An 18,101-nucleotide genomic window follows, 5' to 3' on the forward strand; every position below is an offset into this window, starting at 1 on the left:
GACTAATCACGAATAACCAATGACCAAGATGTTGCCAATCGCCCTAATTTATACTCCTGAATTTGCCATACACGACCCCGGTCAAATTAGGGTCGAAGGAAATAACCTATATCACAGGGTAGCGGGGCAAGATTTGCTTGACCCAGTTTACACGTTAGACCAAATTCAGTTTCCTTACCCAGTCGTTAGTCCGGTACCACACCCGGAGTCCAGCAGTCGCCTGACAGCAGCAATGGCAGCGCTAAGAGATTTTGAGTTAATCCAGCAGATGACCCTTCTAGAGCCAGAACCGGCAACGGAAGAGGATTTACAGGCAGTACACACATCGGAATACATTGCTCAAGTCCGGGCAATCAGTGCGGCTGGCGGGTATTTGGCTGAGTCTACCTATTTAAGCCCAGGATCTTACGAAACCGCCTTGATTTCCGCTGGGGCAGGAATTAGCGCCATTAAAGGCATTTTGTCCGGGCAGATTCAAAGCGCCCTGAGCTTAAACCGTCCGCCTGGACACCACGCCGGACGCGAAAAAGCGGGTGGTTTCTGCTTATTTAATAATGCAGCGATCGCAGCCAAATATTGCTTAAAAAAAGATGGCGTAGAGCGTGTTTTAATCTTGGATTGGGACTTGCATCACGGAGACGGTACCCAAGATATCGTACAGGACGACCCGCGCATCATTTTTTGCTCGCTCCACCAATTCGGTGCAGAGCTTTATCCGGAAACCGGCAACATTGACGATATTGGCGCAAATGGTAACATTATCAACCTGCCGCTACCCGCTAAACTAGCAGATGATGAGTATTGGGCGCTGTTCCAAACTATCGTACCGGCTCTGATTGCCCAGGCTAAACCCGACATGGTGATTGTATCGGCGGGGTTTGATGGACACTTTGATGATATCAATCATCTTTACCTGTACGATCCTGGCGCAGGCTTGTGCCTGAGTGCCCAACTTTACTACAACCTAACCCGTTTGGTCGCAGAAGCGATCGCCTTCGTGGGTGGGCATTACCTGCTGTTGTTAGAAGGTGGCTACGATGCCACGAATTTGGGCAACTGTCTAGTTAATACGTCTGCGGCGATGTTGGGTTTGCCGCTTGTCATTGAAGAAACCCTCCCCCAAAGAGAAACAAAGTCTTCTTTTAACTTGGAGGAATATATTGCAACACTCAACGCAGTACACCTAGGTCGTTGGCAATTCTCTCGGTAGTCATCACGTGCGCTACACCACCCTAGATAAAAATCTGCTTACTTTCGACCCTACTTCCCTTTTCACTTCTCACTCCTCACTCCTCAGCCCTCACGGGAGCATCCCAATGAGAGTCCGACGACTAAAGTCGCGGCTAAACAAACAAAGCCTGCCTTCGCAGGCTAATAATTAGCCTGCGAAGGCAGGCTTCGTTCTTCTAGCCCCAGGCTTCTAGCCTGTGGGCGTATATTTGCTGTCATCGAGATGCTCCCGTCCTCAGTCCTCACTCCTCACTCCTCAGTCCTCACTCCTCACTCCTCACTCCTCAGCCCTCAGCCCTCAGCCCTCAGCCCTCACTCCTCAGCCCTCACTCCTCAGCCCTCAGCCCTCACTCCTCACTCCTCAGCCCTCAGCCCTCAGCCCTCAGCCCTCAGCCCTCAGCCCTCACTCTTTTTTTCAGAAGCGCTTTTCATACTCCACCACTCCCCTCGTTTCCCCAGACAAATCGGTGCCACCTCGCAGCAGAATTTCATTATTGACTCGATAAGTGACACCAAACTCAGGAGGCTCATCAGCCGTCAAAATCTTCGATACAGAGGCAGAAAGCTTGGGAGTGATGGCAACCCCAACCTCTGCCGCCAAGCCTAGCGTTGAAGTGCGAGATTTTTCATCCCTAACCACCGTGGGGAACAAGCGAAATTCACTCAATCCCAACGCATCTCCCACCACATTTTGGAAAGGTGTCAACAGCGCCGAACCTGCCAAGTTTGCCAGCCCTAACGTAGTATCTCCCCGACCCAGCGTTTCCACAAAACCACCACCCAAAAGGGCGACAATTTCGCTCTCACTGCGAGGCGGATTACTTGTCAGCTCCAGATTATCTGCCAATTGACTTGCCGAACCTGTGGCTCTGGCTTGGATGCGAACCGTTCGCAATGCCCCTAAATTGGTAGCTGGAACATCGCTAATTTCGCTACTCACAATACCCGTAGCGCTTATGTCGGCAATCCGGCTGCGCGTCACTTCAGAAACGGATGCGACCAGCCGAATATCCAGAACGGGGTCAAGTCCCTGATTGGGGGTAAACTGAGCCGTGTGTTCGTAGCCGCGTGCCAAGCGGAACTGAGTGGTAAACAGATTCACCTGACCCCTGGTTAGCCGAATCGTGCCCTTTGGCTGAAGCTCATCCAAAGTGCCATTGAGAGTAAAGCCACCAGTCGCCTGAAAACTCAGCAGCGGTGGGCGGCTGATTTCGACGCTTTTGCCTAAAGTCAGTTGCAGGTTATTAAATGCAGGAGTGAAGGGTTGCTCGTTAGACGTTGGGGATGATGGGGTGGCGGTACCTCCACCGGGTGAAGAAGACCCGCTTTCGCCTTCCCCTGCCGTCTCTCCTATTAGCACCCGACCATCGGCAAGTCGCACTTCACCACCAATTTGGGGATTGAGAGCCGAGCCAGTAATCTCCACGTTGCCGTTAACGCCGCCTGAGTATAACCCTTTCAAATTTAAAGCGAGCTTGTCAAGGCTAACCGTGAGTTTTTCGCCTGTCCCTTGCCCCGTGCCTGAGATGGGGATGGCTCCGGAGGCGACCACTTCACCGCCGCTAAAGTCACCCCGGAAGTTTTCTACTTGGATGCGGTCAAAGTTAAATAAAACCCTACCGTTGACATTGGTGAGCGGTTCGGGCAAAGCCTGCGCTTTGATAGTGGCATCGTCAACAGTCGCAATACCGTTAGCGACAAGCTGGTTTAATTTACCCGTATTTGGATTCACCGTACCCTGAACGTTGAGTTGCACCTGTCCGGTACCATCCACCCAGGTGACGGCGGAACGCGAGAGCAGGTTTAGTAGGGAGAGTCCCTCATTTTGAACGTTCAAATCCAGACTGAGTTGGTTGTTATCGGGTGCGACGGAGGGAAAGGGCAACTGGTAAAAGGGGATGCTGCCGGTGATTTGAGTCGTCGAGGGGATACTGGCGATTGGAGATGGGGTACTAGGAGTTGTTGCAGGTTGAGTATCGGGCGGATTCTCCCCGGCTTCGGCAGTGGCGATGGTGCTGCTGAAGGTCAGACGGGCATTGGTGTATCGGAAACTGCCTCGCGCTGCTTGGACGGCGGTTTGGTTCAGGGTGCCATCGGTGAGAGTCAGTTCGCCGATGGCTTGGGGATTGTTGATGCTGCCTGCTAGGGTTGCCGTTCCATTGAGATTCCCGGTGATATCGATGGGCAAATTGGCAAACTGTTGGAGTGGGGCGACTGGGAAATTTCTTAGGCGCAGCTGACCGCTTTGTTCTGTTCCGCCAAGCGTGCCAGTGAAGGCGAGCAGGGTTTCGTCAGATTCAATTCGCAAGGGCAGAAGGGTGAGGACGCCGTTTTGGAAGCTGCCCTTGACAATGACATTATCAGCGGTGTAAATGCGATTTGGTTGGTCGTCTCTCCCCCACTTCCAGTTCGTTCCGCCGAAGTCAAAGTTGAGGTTGATGCCTTGTCTAGGGGAAGCCGCTACGTTGATTTCGCCGGAGAAGTTGCCGGTGAGGTCTTTGAGTTCGGGGATGGGGGAAGCTTCCCGTTCCGCTTTCTGGGCGGCAAGGATGGCTTCTATTTCCGACAAGCGGCGCAGTTGAGCTTGCAGGGTAGCGCCTGGTAGACCGACGGGTTGGGGTTGGACATCGGCGGCGCTGGCATAAGACTGGGGTTGTCCGCCTCTAGCGAGGTCTTGTAAATCAAAGATTTGCAGGACGGGGAGGACGTTTTGGATTTTTCCTTGAGCCACTTTCAGCGAACCTTGCAGTTCTGGACCGCTGGAGGTTTGAGTGACGCTACCTTTGAGTGCGTATAGACTTTCGCCTTGGCGGAACTCTCCTTCAGTAACGGTAGCGATACCATCGGCATAGCGGAAACTGCCGATTGTCAGCGAATCGCCTTTAATGCTGCCAAGGACGGGTTGAGCGATCGCTACATTATTTCCGGCAAGATTAAAATTGGCGAGATTTAGGATAAAATCTCCAGAAAGTTTACCTTCGATAGGTTGGGATGCGATCGCTGGCGGTAGGGTTGCTAAAGCATTACGGGGAGCTAAATCTTTCAACAATTTCAGCGGAACGTTTTGCACATTTACCACCAATAAATCGCCCTCTCGGTTGCCTTGTGCCATCACCTCGTCACGCTTCACTAAAAAAGAGACGGGTTGATAGCTAGGCGACAACACCAGCGAAATCCGGTCTTGTTGATTGCCTGCCAGCTCAACACTACTATTCTGTCCGGGGACTAAATTGATTTGCCCGGTGAGAATGGGGTCGAACACCAAGTCATTGGCGGCAAAATCTTCGACGCGCAACTGTCCGGTTGCTCGGATAGCCGCCGGATTGACAGCAGTCAGCGACCCAGAAGCATCAACGCTGCCACTTACCCGTCCTCGCAGCGCCGGAACCGGCACGGAATCTGGCAACGCTGCTGCAAGCTGCTCCAGGTCAACATTGTTGGCAATAATTGAACCCTCAAAGCGCCCGTTTTGGAGTTGGACATTTGAGGCGGTGATGGTGCCATCCCCCACATTCAAACTTCCAGAAATCGTGCCGGTAAGAGTTGCCGGGGTGAAGGCAGCCAAACTGCCGGACAGGTTGAAGGAACTATTATTCAGCCGACCTTGGAATTGCGGTGGCAGCTGGGGAAATACTTTTGCCAACTGGACACCATCCGCTTTGCCAGATGCTTGCCAGCGACCGTTGCCGAACTGTACGTTGGCGGCGCTGACACTGCCTCCGCCCAAGTTCAGATTTCCAGAAGCCGTGCCGCTAAGAGTTTCCGGGCTAAAAGCCGCCAGACTTCCCGACACATTAAAAGAACCATTATTTAGCTGACCTGAGAATTGCGGTGGCAGTTGCGGAAACACCCTAGCTAGTTGGACATTGGACGCCTCGCCAGACGCTTGCCAGCGACCGTTGCCAAACTGCACGTTGGTGGCGCTGACACTGCCTCCGCCCAAGTTCAGATTTCCAGAAGCCGTGCCGGTAAGAGTTTCCGGGCTAAAAGCCGCCAGACTTCCCGACACATTAAAAGAACCATTATTTAGCTGACCTGAGAATTGCGGTGGCAGTTGGGGAAATAGCTTTGCCAACTGAACCTCAGACGCTTGTCCGCGAGCTTGCCAGCGACCGTTGCCAAACTCTACATTAGCGGCGCTGACGCTGCCTCCGCCCAAGTTCAGATTTCCAGAAGCCGTGCCGCTAAGAGTTTCCGGGCTAAAAGCCGCCAGACTTCCCGACACATTAAAGGAACTATTATTCAGCTGACCTTGAAATTGCGGTGGCAGTTGGGGAAACACCCGTGCCAGTTGCACCCCAGACGCTTTACCAGACGCTTGCCAGCGACCGTTGTTAAATTGGACATTCGAGGCGGTAACCGTGCCCCCGCCAAGATTAATCCGCCCAGAAGCTTCTCCGCTAATGGTTTCGGGGCTAACATTTTCCAGACTCCCGGCGACTTTAAAAGAACCGTTATTCAGCTGACCTTGGAATTGCGGCGGTAGTTGGGGAAATAGCTTTGCCAACTGGAGGCCAGAAGCTTGCCCAGAAGCTTGCCAGCGACCGTTCCCCAGTTGCACGTTGGTGGCACTGACACTACCACCGCCAACCTGAAAATTTCCTTGTGCAGTCCCGCTAATTGTTTCGGGGGTGAAAGCAGTCAGACTTCCTGACAGGTTGAAGGAACCATTATTCAGCTGACCTGGGAATTGGGGCAACACCTTTGCCAATTGGACGCCAGAAGCTTGCCCAGAAGCTTGCCAGCGACCGTTGTTAAGCCGGACGTTTGAGGCATTGACGCTGCCACCGCCAATATTCAGTTGAACCGATGCGGTGCCGCTAATGGTTTCGGGTTTAAATGCAGCTAGACTTCCGGATAAGTTAAAAGAACCATTTGCGGTTTGATTTTGGAATTGCGGCGGTAGTTGCGGTGCTAGCTGTCTCAATTGGACACCAGAAGCTTGCCCGGAAGCTTGCCAGCGCCCTGCATTCAGCGCAATTTTTGATGCCTTGACGGTGCCACCCGCAACACGGACATTCGCCTGAGCGGTGCCGCGAATGGTTTCCGGTTTGAAAGAATCGACACTTCCCGCTAGATAAAATATCCCATCTGCCAGGGCTGACTGCAACTGTGGCGGGAGTTCTGCCAGACGTGCCAGTTGAACATCATCGGCAACGCCTGCCGCCTCCCAGCGACCTTCTGCTACCTGACCTTTGACGTTGACGGTGCCTCCCCCAACACTCAGAGTCGTGTTGCGGAAGTAGGTTTTATTCTGAGTGACGATGACTTCTCCACTGCCTGGGTAGGTGGCTTGGGGTGCCTGAACTTGCACGACGGTCTGGAGGTTGCCGGGGGTGCCAAAAAGTTGTGCTTTGCCGGACACGGTGCCGATTTGGATATTGGTCGGCTTGGCGTTGTAAATTTGGGCAACGGCATCCCCTGGAATGTCTTGACCGACGATATCGAATACCGACCCGCCTTGGTCGCCCATCTGAATGCGACCATTGCCAGCCAGTTTGCCGCCAACGCTGGGCAAACCACGGATGTTGGTAATGGTGAGGAGGGAATCGATCAGCTGAAATTGACCGCTAATGCCGCGAAAGTTTACCTTATCTACAATTAGGGGCACCTTTTCGGTTGGCTGAAGGGTGGCAACGGTTCCTGATAGAATCGGCTTTTCGAGCGACCCGGTGAGTTTCACCCCGGCTCGGACTTGTCCGGTTACGGGGACTGGCGATTGTACCTTGAGGGTATTGAGGGCGGTAGCGATCGCTACCGATTTCACTTGAGCTGTAATGTTGTACCCACCATTTTTTTCCTGGGTATCCACAACTCCATTGCCAACTGCGGGAACCTGACCGTAAAGAGCGCTGACATTCTCCAGCGCGATCGCATATCCTTTAAATCGCAACGTTCCGTTAACATTGTTAAACGGTTGTGGCACTTCGGGAATCTGCGCTTGTACATCTTTGAGAATAGCCGTTCCCTGAAGTGTTGATTGCTCTCCATTCCGAAATTGGACTTCCAGGTTGCCATCCAGTAGTCCCGCCTGCAAGTCTAGCGGCAGTTTGATTAAGCGGTCGGCATTGACTGCGCTCTGGTTTTGCCCTTGAATTAGCAGGTTTGTTTGTCCAGTTGGGGCGCGGTATTCGCCAGAAATTCTGACGCTGCTCTGTATGGCAGCACTTGCATTGGTTTGCTGTTTTTGAGGGCTTTTCGGTGTCCCTACGGATTCAACCTGAGATTGAGCGCTGACATCAAAGCGAATCCGCTGGTTTTTATCGAAAAAGCGAGCCGTACCGCTTACCTGATTGAAAGCTAATGGCACCGGCTTTTTCTCGGCTCTGGGAAGCTGGGATTCGAGGCTGGGGAGCGTGTCTTGAGTTTTACTGCGGGGGCGATTTTGCGGGGACAGCGTTGCATCTACATTCTCCCTGGCTCCACTGCTCCCTCTTCTCCTCTGTCTTGTCTTGGAGACAGGCACCAGCACAACGTCCGCATTTTGAACCCGAATGCTTTGAATATCGGTCTTGAGCGGACCAGCAGCTTCTTCTGACTTCAGTTCAGTAGCAACCCAGCGTCCCTCTTTGTCCTCTTCAAGGTAGACATCTGGGTTAACCAGGGTAATATTTAGCTCTAAGGTGCGTCTAAACAGCAGTGCTACCGGGTCAAAAGCTACGTCTACAGCCTCTACCGAGGCGCGGTCGGGATCGCTGGGCGTGACTGGGATCGAGGAGGCACCGAAGCGCAGACTGTTGATGGAAAAGCTTTCGACTTTCCCCAGTTGCACGGGTCGCTTCAGCGTCTGAGTGAGATTTTCTTGAACAATCGGTGCTAACCGCTGATAGACAAAAACCCACGCCCACCAGACGCCGCCGATTGTTCCCACCAGCAGGATAAAGCCCAGCCCAAGGCCGGTGCGGTTTAATAGTACCCATAGACGCCGATTGGAACGGGTAGCTGCTGTTTCATTACCCGAATTTGGGGAGTTCTTCATAGAAAACTAGCAACGGCGGTAACGAGGGTGTCTTTAGACATGATTGCAGGCTTCTACCGATGAATACTATCGGCTTGTCCTATGTAAGTGTCAATGGTCTTTATATGTGGGAATCTTCCCACACTCGTGTACTCAGAATGAGAGTTGTTTTGAAAGGGTCTGCCTGCGATCGCATAGGTGACACTAGAATCCTACAGTCAATGCATAATCAAACAGACTTGAGCAGCACTGATATGTTTCACCAATCTGTCAATTGCCTAAAACTCATACCATTTTAGATTTTTGATTCCCAATTTTGGGTTGGAGAAGATTGGCTGCGATAGCGAAGCGCTGACTTGTCAGTTCGCGTCTGTGCTAGTCGCCACTGACTACCCTTTACTTGTAACTACCTTATGTTGAAATGATTTCAGTAGTATTTAATCAGGGGTAGCTTTAATCATACATTTGGCTTCCAGTACAACCAGCTCCCCCGTCTCCAAAACCGAACAGCGCTGCATCAAACCAGACATAGCTGGAATACTTCCCCGCTCCAACATTCCTAAAACCTCTTTCGCTAGCGGCTGCCACTGTATAAACCAAGGATTGCTGGTGATATATTTAGGGGTGAATGCGGCTCTATCCAGTAAGAAAAAATCTACACCATAGACTTGAATGAAATTTTTAATTTCTGCCAAATCTGGAGTGTACTGAGTGTGGATCAAATCGGTAGCTCGTTGGCGAATTTGACGTTCGTATTCCACGTGATAAGGAATTGCATATTCCCACCCGACTAAGATGGATCTGTCGGAAAAAGTAGGTAGGTTATCTACCTCTTCTGATAAGGAAGCAATGAGGATGTTTTTAGGTTGTTCTTGAAAGAATTCATATAGTGCTGGTGCCTTTCCAACCACGTAATTACTGGTTGGAAATTCTTTCAATAAATATGGATAAAAAACCAGGATGGTTCCTAGTAGAGTTGTCAAACCAAAGGCTATAAACTGCCGCTGGACAAAAAGTTTATCCGGCTGTCTTGCCCACTGAAAAGCTGCATCTAGGAGCGCTAATAACACGATTCCTGCGCTCAATATCATCACCAATTTGAGGCTATATCGCGTGTAACGGGCGGGAGCAAAAAGCTTGTAGAGCATGGCATGGGCAGCCACAAATATTCCGAAAGATCCTAGTGCAATCTGAGGCAAAATTATCACGTTGCTAGTAACTTGCCTAATTAAAGGAAACTTATCGGGATATCGCATCAAAATTGGCAATAATAATCCCATCAGCGATAGGGGATGTTCAAACACATTAGGCAGAAGACCACTATGTTGTCCAAACAACCAAAACCATAGAGGATTATTGTTATCAAAAAAAGGAATTCTTCCCGTTTGAGAAAATGCTGGTAACGATCTTAGCTCCATCCCTGCGATCACTGAGCCAAATTCAGAGGATTTCAAAGCATAAGGCAATAGGACTACCAGGCAAAGTCCTAATCCAGTAGCGCCGAACAGATAATCAAGCCGATTCTTAGATAGACGGAGTTGCTGCCCGTCCCAGCGCCCCAGTCTCAAAATTAAGATTCCGGCTAAAATGAACAACAACGGGGGATAAAAGAATCCAGACAAAGCGATCGCACCTAGACATAAAAATAAAGAGCGCCGCAGCAAATAGTACAGAAATGCTAGGAAAAACAAAAAAATAAAAGACCTAGGAGTGCTAGAAACTAAATCATCCCTCATGGAGAGATTTTGATTAAGCAGCAGCGTGCTAATAAATCCTGCTGTTGGTACCGGGAAAATCTCCATGCAGACTGCAAAACAGCAGACGGTTGTCAGCAGTGTCAAAAAGACTGGTAGTAATTTACTCAAGCCAAGTGGCTCAATCCCTACAGATGCTATCAGTCGATAGAAAGCAGCATATCCAGATGGGGTTATGGATTGAAAATAGTCGGCAATAAAATCATTCGGAAACAAGTCTGAGTCTACAAATCGTTGCATCCAAAACACATACACCCGTGCATCATCTTGCACCACATAGGAGCTACTGAAAGCCTGCTTGAGTCCTAAAAGACTATAAATGAGGGCGAAAGTTAGGCTTAAAGTGAACCAAAAGATCATCTGAGATTTAGAAGTTTTGGCAGTTGAGGTTGTTAAAAATTTGTGCAGGTGCGTGATTACCATACGTAAGGTGACAGACTCAGTTAGATGGGCAAAATGAAACGTAATATACAAACCCTGTAATCTGACGCTAAGCAGAATTAAACTTAAAGCTCTTCATCAGACTAGACACGGCTGGGATAGTTCCCTGTTTCCGGGAAAGCAGGCGCGTCTCCTAGGCGGCATATAGCCGGTGAAGGATTAGCCGCATTTAGCAGCATACGCTACGCGAGGAGTGCAGGTACACGCATACGCTACGCGAGGAGCGCTTTTCGCTCTCATCAACAAAATGCGCCCGACTAGGTTCCTAGAGCGGAGCGTATCCTGTATAGGCTCAAGGCAGCTTTCATGAGTTTGGTGGGGTTGTAAGGGCATATGAACCCTTAATGTCACCAGTGCAGCTTGTACGGAACTATGGCATTCGCCTGAGTAATTGGGCTAGACTTTGGACTTGAACGCCTTTGTATTTGTCGCGGTCATCGCCATTACTTGTCAATGACGCCACATCAATTACCAACCTGCTAACAGCTAGTAGAAACAAAAAATATGGGAAAAATTTTAGTTACTGGTGCCGCTGGTTTTGTTGGTTTTTACTTGTGTAAACTGCTGCTGGATAGAGGAAAAGAGGTCATTGGCATCGATAATCTCAATGATTATTATGATGTCAATTTAAAACAAGCTCGTCTGGAGCAACTGAAGGACAAAAATAATTTTCAGTTTTACAAACTTGAATTGGCTGACCGTCAAGGAATTGCTGAGTTATTCGCTAATTCCCAGATTGAACAAGTGCTGCACATGGCTGCCCAGGCGGGTGTACGTTACTCGCTGAAAAATCCCCATGCCTATGTCGATAGCAACTTGGTGGGATTTATGAATATCCTGGAGGGTTGTCGGCATTCGGAAGTTAAACATTTGGTGTTTGCCTCTTCTAGTTCGGTTTACGGGGCAAATAAGAAAATGCCTTTTTCGGTGCATGACAATGTAGACCATCCAGTCAGCTTGTATGCAGCCAGTAAAAAGGCAAATGAACTGATGGCTCATACCTACAGTCATTTGTATGGTTTACCAACTACTGGCTTGCGCTTTTTTACAGTCTATGGGCCGTGGGGTCGTCCCGATATGGCGATGTTTTTGTTTACCAAAGCCATTTTAGGAGGGCGTCCGATTGATGTTTTTAATTATGGTAAGATGCGGCGCGATTTTACCTACATTGATGACATTGCAGAAGGAGTTTTACGAGTAGCTGATAAAATTCCACAGCCAAATCCTGATTTAGCAGGAGCTGACTCCGATCCGGGAGCGAGTGCGGCACCTTATAAAATTTACAATATTGGCAATAATACGCCGGTTGAATTAGGGCGTTTTATCGAGGTTTTGGAAGATTGTCTCGGTACGAAGGCAGTAAAAAATCTGCTGCCAATGCAACCGGGAGATGTTCCTGAAACTTATGCCGATATTAGTGATTTACAAAGAGATGTTGGCTTCAAGCCTAGTACATCCATTGAGGTTGGAATTCCGCGTTTTGTTGAGTGGTATCGCTCTTTTTATGGGGCGTAGCCGTTAGTCATTCTGAAAGACTATCCAAAACTCCTGAAACGCTTGAAAAATCGTAGGGAATGGTAGAGCGATAGCGTAGGCGCGTTCATGCCGTAAGGCTTTAGCCTTCAAGGGAGAGTAACTAGGGCAAATTGCACCAGTGCTGGGGAACGTGAACTCAAAGGGAGCCTACACATCCTACACATCCGAGATTTGGATAGTCTTTCAGGGACTAATGACTAATCCCTAACGACTAGCGCAATCCAAGTTTCTTTTGCAAGAGTTTTTTGGCATTTTCTACTTCTGATTCTTGGTTAGAAGCGTAGTAGCGATCGTAGTAATAGTACGATCCACCGGCGCTTCTTCTCACACCGTTGGCAACCATACCCAAGACGGGGGCGCTAGAGATTTTTAATGCATCTATCGCTTGCAGCAGGATGGAGCGGTCTGTTTTGCCTAGTCGTGCCACCATGATCACGCCATTGGTATGGACAGCCAGGAGTCTGCCATCTGCCAGACCCAGTATAGGTGGTGTGTCATAAATCACTAGATCGAAAACCGCGTTCAACTGCTCCATCAAATACTGCATTCGCTTGGAGGAAAGCAGCCTGGTTGGATCTGGCGGGATTTGCCCAGCGGTTAGCACGTAGAGATTGTCCCAGGAGGGCAAGCGCTGGATGGCTTCTCTGGGAGTGACACCCGTGGCAATGACGTTGCTCAGTCCCTGCTGATTTTCTAAACCGAGGACGTTATGAACCTGAGGACGCCGCAAATCTGCATCTACCAGCAAAACTCGTTGTCCCATTGCCGCAGCAGCTTGCGCTAGGTGTACGGAAACGGTGGATTTGCCATCTGCTGGAGATGCTGAGCTAACCACCAGCGAGTGGATGGGGGTATCAGAACCGAGAAAACGGATATTGGTATGGAGAGAACGGAAGGATTCTAAGAAGGGAGAAGCATTGTACCAGCTAGCTTTGCGAGTGTGGGCACGCTCTTTGGATGGGGTATTTCCGTTTTGGTTCTTGGCTGAGGCTCTGTTCCCATCCGGCTGGGCGAAATTGGTGAGTTCTGCGATGGGTTTGAATAGCTTGAGTTCTTTGTGCTGGGGGATCAAGCCGAGAATGGGCAGTCGGGTGCTGTCTTTGAGTTCTTCAGGGGAGTGGAAGACGTTGTCGAGTCGCTCTGCTAATAAGGCAGATGCCAGTCCTAACATTGCCCCAGCGATCGCTCCTAATATCAGATTTTGCTTTGGCTTGGGAAAGATGGGATCTTCTGGCTTTTGGGGTTTGGCGATCAGCTGCCAGGGGAGAGCTTTCTGTGCTGCTTCAATTTGCAGGGTTTCCCGAACGGCTAGAAAGCGGTTCAAACTGTCGGTTGCGACGTTGAGTTCCCGCTGTAAATCTGTGTACTGACGGGCAATCAGGGGCAGTAGTCTAACTTGTTGATTTAAGCGATTTTCTGCTTGCGCGATCGCATTGCCGCGAACTTCCAGAACCTGCACTTGGTTTGCCGCATCCACAAATTGCTGAATCAGCTCTAGGCGCACCGTGCTGGGGGAAGACAAATATTGTCGTTCGCTGAGACCAGACAGGTTGTTTCCCAGTACCGCCGCCGCTTCTTGTTGCAACAGGGGCAGCAAATTTTGCTGCTGCTCTTTGAGTGACTGAATGGTGGGGCTTTCTTCTAGAAACCGGGCTGACTCGGTGGCAAGCTTTGTTTCGACTTCCTTGAGTTTGTTGAGTAACTGTTGGTAGCGCGGTGCTTCCGAAAGAGACGCGGCAGCGATCGCTTGATTGGGGGGTAATCCTAACTGTTTTTGTAGCGTTACATACAGCGATCGGACTTCATTATGTTTTAGTTGGTTATCGAGTTTTTGTTCCTCAACATTAGAGACTAGCTCGGCAAGTTGTTTGGCTTGTTCTTGCGGATCGAGGATGTTGTACCGCTGCCGAAATGTTTGCAGTTGTCCCTGGAGTTTGTCCACCCGTTGCTGAAGTGCAGGCAATTGACCGTCTACAAACTTAATTCCCTGGTTGAGGTTAGTTTGCCGCTCCTGAAGAGAGTACCTCAGATAAACTTTAGCCAACTCAAATAATACATACTTTATTTTATCGGGATCGGTATCCCGGTAGCGTACTTCTAAAATTTTTGTTTTATCTAACTGGGTAATTGTCAGGTTTTTTTCAAGAATTAGTGATTCATAGTCGATGTCGGGATAGCGCTTTTGTATCTGAGCGATGAATGCAGCCATCCGTTCGGAACTAAGTAAAACTTTAATTTGGGTTTCGTAATCCAGACTAGATTCGTTTAGGGCTGGCTCTATAGCCTGCAATTGAGTGAGTTTGGTCAGCTTATTTTCAGCCGTAACGGGTTCCACCAGCAGTTGAAACTTTCCTTCATACTTGGGTGTCTGGCTGAATGTCCACAAGCCGATTCCAGTCGTGACAACGATCGCCACCCCCGCAATCACCAAGGCACGGCGACGCACCACATTCAAGAGCTGACGAACATTCAACTCGTCCTGGTTGTTATCCAGAAACTGAGTTTCGTCGGTTAGCGGCAATGGCTGAAGTTGCTTGCCATTCCCTTTCGGCGATGACGGTTGAGAAAATTGGCCCGCTTCCATCTAAACCCCTGCACCTTGTTGGCTTGGTTGACGCGATCGCCAGGGATATTCCTGGTTCTTGCCTCATTTTGTACCATGAAAGTGCAGGAAGCTACATCCAAACGACCGAATTTTTTCCTCAGCTCTTGATTGCGGCTTTCCAGACCTAGCAAGCCAGGTTTCTACTGGAAGATTCTAAAAAAGTTGAATAAGCTGAAAACCCCTCCCAGCGGACTCAACACTGTCCCCAGCGTGTCTGAGAAATTAGCGAGGCTAGAGCGGTTTACCACCACCACGTCGTTATTTCGTAAAACAGGATTGTTTTGATCGTTGATGCCCTGAGCAAAATTGACCTGGACGTTCCGCTTAGAAATGGTGCCATTGGCGTTGAGACGAATCAGCTCTACCGAACTCCTCCGGGCGCGATTGTTAAATCCTCCGGCTGCCAGCACTGCTTGATTCAAGGTCGTATTGGGTGGCACTTCAATCGTCCCTGCTTTGGCAACTTCCCCGACCACATTGACCCTAATGGTATTGGGAGAGAAGCTAGCCGAGGCGATTTGGGGTACCTCAGAGGGGTCGATATTGCTGGCAGTAGGCACCACCACGGTATCTCCCTCCTGCAAGATGACATCTTGAGTGACATCCCCGGACTGTAAAAGTTGCCAGAGGTTGATATCGAGGACTTTTTCTGGTCCAGAACGGGCGGAACGGCGGATTTGAACCTGGCGAATATCCGCTAAGGGGGTAATTCCCCCAGCGACTTGAATGGCTTGTGTCACGGTGGCAGGAGTGCTGCTGGAAGCCGCCGTTGTATTGACCTCAGGGGGAATATTGGCAGTGGCAACGGTTGCTGGCGACACGATATAAGGCCCTGGACGGGACACTTCCCCGACAACGACAATCTTGATCGGCCCGGTGTTCTGGGGTGCAAAGCTGGCATCAGCTAGGGTACGGGATTCATCGGGGTTGATTTGGGGGCTGGTGGGGATAAACAGCGAGTCTCCATCTCGCAAGGTGAGGTCTTGACTCAAATCGCCGTTGTTGAGTAATTCCCAGAGATTGACGGCGATGATATCCGAGGAACCGGGTGATTGAAGGCGGCGCAGTTGTACTTGGCGGATGTTGGCGGCTTGGGTAATGCCTCCAGCCAATTGCAGTGCTTGGGTGACGGTGGGAAATTGCCTGCCTTCGGTGAGGCTAACGGTGTAGGAACCCGGACGATTGACTTCCCCAGCCACCGCGATTTTGACCGGACGGGGTGCCAGTAGAGTAATGGTTAGCAGGGGTCGTCGGATGTAACGAGCGTATCTGCTAGAAATTTCATCGGTTGCTCTTTGGAGGGTCAGTCCCTGAACGGGTACGCTGCCAATGATTGGCAGGTTGAGCGTGCCATCGATTAGCACCTGGTACTCACCGCTGTATTCGGGAACCTCAAAAATATCCAGCCGGACGCGATCGCCTGCTCCTAAAGTATACGGGGCATCCGGTCCACGTCTTGCAGATGTTCCCGCTGGGGCAGCAGATGGCAATCCGGGGAGTTGCGCGATCGCTGGTGGTGAAACCGTCATCGCCGCCACAAATAGGAGCGCGAAGCCCACAACGGTTCGGGTAGCCAGTTTCGGAAAACCAGTACCGATCGTCCAAAAATTACAGCTTGTTTCACGATGCCTTTTGGCGCTCAACTTAGCACTCTCCATTCCAAATCTGTTAAACCTCGTTACACAAAGTCACGCCATTGACGGATACAATCCGTAAAAAGTTGCAGTATAAATTTTAATCATCAACGTAATTTTCCCAAACTCGTGTACCTTTGAGGTGGCAAGGAATATTTGGGTATGAGGAGGAAAGGTTATGACGCCAGCAACAGGTAGGAGCCGTGTCAGTGCTAGCAACAAGAAATTGCGGTACCGAGTACATATCCTACTAAGTTCCATGTTTTTGGGCAGTACGATCCTCTATGCGGCTGCCAGTTTGGCTACCACCGGGGCAAGTTCTACCAACGGGAACGCTTCAGTACCAGCCAAGGGTAGCGGTTCAATGGGTGACGCACTCTTAAAAACGATGCTGGGGGCTGAGGCGCTGCGTTCTAACAACCCGCCTGCTCCTTCAACCGCCACCCCTGCCAACTCTTCGCTGCCAGCGATTAGCAATCCAGCCGCCCCAAGAAGAAGTTTACAGCAACCCGGAGCCGTCAGGACGCCGTCTCAATTGGCTCAAGCCAGCACCTTCCCGGATGTACAGGGTAGCTGGGCGCAGACTTTTATTGAAGCACTCGCACAGCGAGATGTGATCGTAGGCTTTCCAGATGGCTCTTTCCGTCCTGACGAGCCGGTGACACGCGCTCAGTTTGCCGCCATGATTCGCAAGGCTTTTCAAAGACCTGCCACTCGCCAAGCGGTGGATTTTGTGGATGTACCTGCAAATTACTGGGGTTACACAGCGATTCAGGAAGCTTATCGGACGGGATTTCTAGAAGGATACCCCAACCGGGTTTTCCAGCCGAATCAAAACATCCCCCGCGTCCAAGTCTTGGTATCTTTGGTCAGTGGACTTAACCTGAATCCCACAGCAGACACCGCCTCGATTTTAAACAGTTTATTTCAGGATGCTGGCAGCATTCCTGACTATGCCCGCACCAGCATTGCCGCCGCCGCACAAAATCAACTGGTTGTCAACTATCCAGATGTGGCGCTGTTAAATCCCAATCAGTTAGCCACCCGTGCTGACGTAGCGGCGTTTATTTACCAGGCTTTAGTGAATGCGGGGCAAGCGCCGCAGATTCCCCCAACGGATGTTGCCGCTCGTTACGTTGTTGGCTACGAACCAGTTGCGACAACACCGCCTCCCCTGACAGCAGAACAAGTTGCAGCCTTGCGCCAACAGTATCGACTTCCCGCACCCCCGATAGTAGAACAGCTGCGGCGGTTAATTGGGGGAAATTCCAGTATTACCACACCCACGGCTTTCGGGGCTGACCGGGGTCAGGCATTTATCGGAGGGGGCTTCCAAGAAAGAACTCGTAACACCAATAGGGCAGATGGGGTAATTGCAGCGGGTATTGGTCTGGGCGATGCTCGGAAAACAGTGGGTGTAGAAGGAGTTATCTCAATTTATGACCTCTTCGGCGATGATAGCTTTGAAGATGGTGGGATTAGCTTCAAGATTCACCGTCAGTTTGCTAATGACATAGCTGTAGCGGTTGGGGTGGAAAATATTGAGACGTTCGGAAATCCCGATCCGGGGTACAGCACCGTTTATGGTGTCGTCAGTAAAGTTTTTCCGCTAGGATCTCGGACAACCGCAGGCTTCTCCCCCTCAGTTACTGCCTCTGTGGGTTTGGGTGGGGGTCGCTTTCGGTCAGTACCTGATATTGAGGCGGGTAGAGACTCAGTCAATCCGTTTGGCAGTATTGGCGTGCGGGTCGCTCAACCGATATCTGTCATTGCCGAATGGAGCGGTCAAGATTTGAATGTGGGTGCTTCTATTGCTCCGTTCCAGAATATACCGCTGATCATCACTCCAGCGCTTGCTGATGTAACCGGAAATGCCGGTGATGGTGCGCGTTTCATCCTGGGCGTCGGTTACGGCATCACTTTCTAAGTTCTTTGCTCGCAAA

The 18,101-nt window shown here is 50.4% G+C and carries 8 protein-coding genes; 4 read left to right on the forward strand and 4 right to left on the reverse strand.

Features of this window, described 5'->3' with window-relative positions:
- Positions 1 to 19 precede the first annotated feature (19 nt).
- Both AC2VDX_RS10645 and AC2VDX_RS10650 read left to right on the forward strand, forming a co-directional pair.
- The gene (locus AC2VDX_RS10645; protein WP_378179892.1) at positions 20 to 1,210 is read left to right on the forward strand and encodes a histone deacetylase family protein; all 1,191 of its coding nucleotides are present in this window, start codon (positions 20 to 22) and stop codon (positions 1,208 to 1,210) included.
- 217 nt (positions 1,211 to 1,427) lie between these two features.
- Entirely contained in the window at positions 1,428 to 1,736 is a 309-nt protein-coding gene (locus tag AC2VDX_RS10650; RefSeq protein ID WP_378179889.1) for a hypothetical protein, read from the forward strand.
- Here AC2VDX_RS10650 and AC2VDX_RS10655 read toward each other — a convergent pair.
- Both AC2VDX_RS10655 and AC2VDX_RS10660 read right to left on the reverse strand, forming a co-directional pair.
- On the reverse strand, positions 1,646 to 8,209 hold the full coding sequence (locus AC2VDX_RS10655; RefSeq protein ID WP_378179886.1) for a translocation/assembly module TamB domain-containing protein: 6,564 nt from the start codon (positions 8,207 to 8,209) through the stop codon (positions 1,646 to 1,648). The genes AC2VDX_RS10650 and AC2VDX_RS10655 overlap by 91 nt on opposite strands.
- A 416-nt stretch (positions 8,210 to 8,625) precedes the next feature.
- A complete protein-coding gene (locus AC2VDX_RS10660) occupies positions 8,626 to 10,302 on the reverse strand; it encodes a hypothetical protein (protein ID WP_378179883.1) in 1,677 nt (558 codons plus the stop codon).
- 585 nt (positions 10,303 to 10,887) lie between these two features.
- Between AC2VDX_RS10660 and AC2VDX_RS10665 the strand changes: the two genes are divergently transcribed.
- Entirely contained in the window at positions 10,888 to 11,898 is a 1,011-nt protein-coding gene (locus AC2VDX_RS10665) for an NAD-dependent epimerase (RefSeq protein WP_378179880.1), read from the forward strand.
- A 232-nt stretch (positions 11,899 to 12,130) separates the two neighbouring features.
- On the opposite strand, the gene AC2VDX_RS10670 is transcribed toward AC2VDX_RS10665, so the two are convergent.
- Together AC2VDX_RS10670 and AC2VDX_RS10675 are read right to left on the reverse strand one after the other, a co-directional pair.
- A complete protein-coding gene (locus AC2VDX_RS10670) occupies positions 12,131 to 14,503 on the reverse strand; it encodes a GumC family protein (RefSeq protein WP_378179877.1) in 2,373 nt (790 codons plus the stop codon).
- A gap of 161 nt (positions 14,504 to 14,664) precedes the next feature.
- Positions 14,665 to 16,182: an SLBB domain-containing protein gene (locus AC2VDX_RS10675; RefSeq protein ID WP_378179874.1), complete on the reverse strand. Its 1,518-nt coding sequence runs from the start codon at positions 16,180 to 16,182 to the stop codon at positions 14,665 to 14,667.
- A gap of 154 nt (positions 16,183 to 16,336) precedes the next feature.
- Between AC2VDX_RS10675 and AC2VDX_RS10680 the strand changes: the two genes are divergently transcribed.
- Positions 16,337 to 18,085, forward strand: coding sequence for an S-layer homology domain-containing protein (locus tag AC2VDX_RS10680; RefSeq protein WP_378179871.1), 1,749 nt, complete (start codon positions 16,337 to 16,339; stop codon positions 18,083 to 18,085).
- Positions 18,086 to 18,101 lie beyond the last annotated feature (16 nt).

This window comes from Coleofasciculus sp. H7-1 (genome assembly GCF_057473865.1).

Excerpts from the sequence above, each read along its gene's own strand:
- AC2VDX_RS10670 (WP_378179877.1), bottom strand. The coding sequence starts at position 14,503 with ATGGAAGCGGGCCAATTTTCTCAACCGTCATCGCCGAAAGGGAATGGC.
- AC2VDX_RS10665 (WP_378179880.1), top strand. The coding sequence starts at position 10,888 with ATGGGAAAAATTTTAGTTACTGGTGCCGCTGGTTTTGTTGGTTTTTAC.
- AC2VDX_RS10655 (WP_378179886.1), bottom strand. The coding sequence starts at position 8,209 with ATGAAGAACTCCCCAAATTCGGGTAATGAAACAGCAGCTACCCGTTCC.
- AC2VDX_RS10680 (WP_378179871.1), top strand. The coding sequence starts at position 16,337 with ATGACGCCAGCAACAGGTAGGAGCCGTGTCAGTGCTAGCAACAAGAAA.
- AC2VDX_RS10660 (WP_378179883.1), bottom strand. The coding sequence starts at position 10,302 with ATGATCTTTTGGTTCACTTTAAGCCTAACTTTCGCCCTCATTTATAGT.
- AC2VDX_RS10675 (WP_378179874.1), bottom strand. The coding sequence starts at position 16,182 with ATGGAGAGTGCTAAGTTGAGCGCCAAAAGGCATCGTGAAACAAGCTGT.
- AC2VDX_RS10645 (WP_378179892.1), top strand. The coding sequence starts at position 20 with ATGACCAAGATGTTGCCAATCGCCCTAATTTATACTCCTGAATTTGCC.